The sequence below is a fragment of the Mycobacterium sp. genome, from assembly GCF_049281135.1.
Classification (GTDB): domain Bacteria; phylum Actinomycetota; class Actinomycetes; order Mycobacteriales; family Mycobacteriaceae; genus Mycobacterium.
In genome coordinates this window covers 1-3,648 of record NZ_JBAPRN010000433.1, presented here as the reverse complement: position 1 = coordinate 3,648, position 3,648 = coordinate 1, and the positions used below count along the sequence as shown (strand labels likewise).

The window sequence follows — 3,648 nt, the reverse complement described above, 5'->3', positions numbered from 1 at the left end:
CCTCGGGGTGTTGCTCGCGCGCCCGAGCCACTGCCGCGGTGAGGTCGCCGGGCCCGTTCTCGGCGCTGACACCGACCGTGATGCCCTTGCCCTGCTCTCCTCGAGTGGGTTTGACGACAACCTCGCCCACCTCTTTCAAAAACGCATAGTCGTCGTCGTCGAAGGTTGCCAGGCGAGCGCGCGGCACGATAATGCCCGCGTCCGAAACCAGCCGGCGCGTCAGCCTTTTGTCGTCGCAACGGCCAGCCGCCACTGCGGAGGTGAACTCCGACAGCGATTCTCGGGTGATTACGCTGCGACCACCGTGGCTGAGGCGCATCTCGCCGGTTTCGGCATCGAGAACCTCCACCCAGATGCCGCGACGCAACGCCTCATCGGCGATGATTCGCGCATACGGATTGAGGTCGTCGACGGTCTCCGGCGGCGGGCTGAACAACGGCTGGTTGATCGCATTCTTCCGCTTGATCACCAACACCGGGACGCGGCGGAATCCCAGCTTCTCGTACAGCCGGATCGCGGCGGAATTGTCGTGGGTAACCGACAGATCCATATAGGCACGGCCCGCACGACGGAAGTGCGAGGCCAACTTCTTGGTCAGCGCGATACCGATTCCGGGGATCCCCGCGGCCGGATCGACCGCCAGTGTCCATAAACTCGAGCCCCGCTCGGGATCAGAAAACAGCAGTTCGTGGTCGACACCGGTCACCGTGCCGACCACGGCACCGTCCTCGCGCACCGCGAGCAGGTACGTGACGGCGGGCTGATGCAGGTTGTTCTCCCAGATCGTCTCGACCGGCGCGGGAACCATTCCGCAGCGAACGAAGACCCGGTTCATCGCGTCTGCGTCGGACGAGTCGTTGAGCGGGCGCACCATGACACCCATCGGAGACGGCGCGGTTTGATCCTCGTCAGAGGTGTCGGAGAAGCGGAGCCGATAAGTATGGCTGGGGTCGATGAAAAGTTCGGAAGGCGCTCCGGCCACGACGACTTGGGACTCGCGGGCATAGATGCAGATGTCACGCCGTCCCGGAGCTTCCCGCCGGAGTGCCTCGGCCAGAGTGCCGGCATCGGCGAAGGTCTGACCGAAAATGAGTCGACCCCAACCTAGTTCGAGTTCGACGTCTTTGGCCATCGCGTCGACCATGTGCGGCGGTGACGCATCGTGCAACCCGAGCGTGATGGCCTCGGGATGGTCCGCTGAAGGACCGATGGCGGTCATGCTGCCGGCCCGGTCACACCATGACGTTGTAACCACAACTCGAGCAGGGCGATCTGCCAGAGCTCGTTACCGCGTAGTGGGGTCAGCCGCCCATTGGGGTCGGCCAACAGGGCGTCGACCGCCTCGGTGTCGAACAGGCCCCGCTCCTTGGCGACCGGCGCGTACAGAGCATCGCGGACCATATCGAGGTAGGGCCCCTCGAGGTGGGTCAGTGCGGGAACCGGGAAATAGCCTTTGGGACGGTCGATGACTTCGGACGGAATGACCCGTCGCGCAGCCTCTTTGAGCACGCCCTTGCCGCCATGCGCGACCTTCAGCTCCGGCGGGCAGGTGGCGGCGAGCTCGACCAGTTCATGGTCGAGGAACGGAACGCGGCCCTCCAACCCCCAGGCCATGGTCATGTTGTCGACCCGCTTGACCGGGTCGTCGACCAGCATCACCATCGTGTCGAGCCGCAGCGCACGGTCGATGCCGGTTTCGGCTCCGGCGTGGGCGAAGTGCTCGGTGACGAAACGCTGGCTGGGATCGCCCGGCGCGAGGTAGCCCTCGGCGAGAAGTGCGGAAAGGCCGGCCTCGTCGCGGTCGAAGAAGGCGGCCCGGTATTCGGCGACCGAACCCTCGACAGTGGCCGCGGCCGGTGCGCCCATCGGCGGATACCAGTGGTAGCCCGCGAACACCTCGTCGGCGCCCTGGCCCGATTGCACGACCTTGACGTGGCGCGCGACTTCCTGGCTGAGCAGATAAAAGGCGACGCAGTCGTGGCTGACCATCGGTTCGCTCATCGCCCCGATCGCGCCGTCCAGCGCGGGCAGCATGCGCTCGGTGCCGATGCGGATCTGGTGATGATCGGTCTCGAAGCGTTTGGCCACGATGTCGGAGTACTGGAACTCGTCGCCTTGCACTCCGCCGGCCGCCTCGAAGCCGATGGAGAACGTCGACAGCCCGTGCTGGCCGGCCTCGGCGAGCAGGCCGACGATCAGGCTGGAATCCACACCGCCGGAAAGCAGGCACCCGACCGGAACGTCGGCGACCAGCCGGCGCTCGACGGCCGTGCGCAGCGAAGACAACACGGCGTCTTCCCAGTCGCGCTCGGACCAGTCCGAGCGGTCGTCGCGTCGGCTGAAGTCCGGCGACCAATAGGTGGTGGCAACCCGGCGGCCATCGGGCTCGATGGCGAGCAGTGATGCCGGCGGGATCTTGCGCACGCCGCGCAGGATGGTGGCGGGCGCGGGGACGACCGAATGGAACGTCATGTAGTGGTGCAGCGCGACGTGATCGATGCGGGTGTCGACGCCACCGCCGGCGAGCAGGGCCGGCAGCGTCGAGGCGAACCGGATCCGGTGGTTGTCTTCGGTCACGTAGAGCGGTTTGATGCCGAGCCGGTCGCGACCGAGCAACACCCGACCGCTGTCGCGTTCGACGATGGCGAAAGCGAACATGCCTTTGAAGTGGCTGACGAAGTCGTCGCCCCAGCGGTGATAGGCCTTGAGCAGAACCTCGCTGTCGCTGTGCGAGAAGAAGCGGTAGCCGTAGCCCTGAAGCTCGCTCCGCAGTTCCTTGTAGTTGTAAATGCAACCGTTCCAGACGATGGTCAGACCCAGTTCGGAATCGACCATCGGTTGGGCGCCGGCTTCAGTCAGGTCAATGATTTTGAGACGGCGGTGACCGAGGGCGACTCGACCTTGCGACCAGACGCCCGCTCCATCGGGTCCTCGCGGCGTCATCACGGCGGTCATCGCTGCCACGGCCGCTACGTCAGGCGGTCGACCGTCGAGTCGCACCTCACCGGTGGCTCCACACACCTGAATAACCCTACAGAGGTGAATTCTGGCGCGCCCACCGCTGACCCGCCCCTGCAACGTTGATGAGTCTTGAATTGTCCGTTCGTTCCACGTCGGGGCTCACTTTCGGTCCGTCTCGTTGTCTTGACCACAGCACCGCGGGATCCGGCGCAATTTGTCGGCGTCCTCGTTTTCCACCTGCAAATAACGGCGTCCGTCCGCGGCGGTCGCAACACTGATCGCCGAGCCTTCACCGCTGACACTGTCCGGTTCCATGAGAAGCTGGAGTTCGCCGGAGTCGACGTACAACATCGCGTCATCGTTGGACAGCTTCCAGGGCTGCCCATCGGTGGGCCAGTGACCGCCAACGAGCCCGATTTCGGATTCGCGGTGCTCGTCCTCTTCGTCTTCAAGCGATACGCAACCGATCCATAACTTCGCCGGCAGCGGACGGAAGTACACCGCAAGACGCTGCCGGTTGAAATCCACCTCGATCGGTATTCCGATCGGCGGCAGCGACGTCCCTTCCGGACGATCGTTCAGCGACTGCTTGACTTGCCGGGATCCGAGCCCGACGCCAAACCAGTCGATGGTCAGCACGGTGGTGAGGTATTGCACGATCGCCAGGGTCAGCAGACCGCCCGCGCC

3 protein-coding genes are annotated in these 3,648 nt (G+C 65.0%); all 3 read right to left on the bottom strand.

Annotated elements, in window-relative coordinates; translation table 11 throughout:
• Positions 1 to 1,219, bottom strand: a 1,219-nt coding sequence (locus tag WAN02_RS17770) for a GNAT family N-acetyltransferase (protein ID WP_422265562.1), incomplete at its 3' end; no start/stop codon positions are given.
• The gene (locus WAN02_RS17765; protein ID WP_422265561.1) at positions 1,216 to 3,021 is read right to left on the bottom strand and encodes an N-acetylglutaminylglutamine amidotransferase; all 1,806 of its coding nucleotides are present in this window, start codon (positions 3,019 to 3,021) and stop codon (positions 1,216 to 1,218) included. The genes WAN02_RS17770 and WAN02_RS17765, both read right to left, overlap by 4 nt.
• Before the next feature lie 99 nt (positions 3,022 to 3,120).
• On the bottom strand, positions 3,121 to 3,648 hold a 528-nt coding region (locus tag WAN02_RS17760), incomplete at its 5' end, for a hypothetical protein (protein ID WP_422265560.1).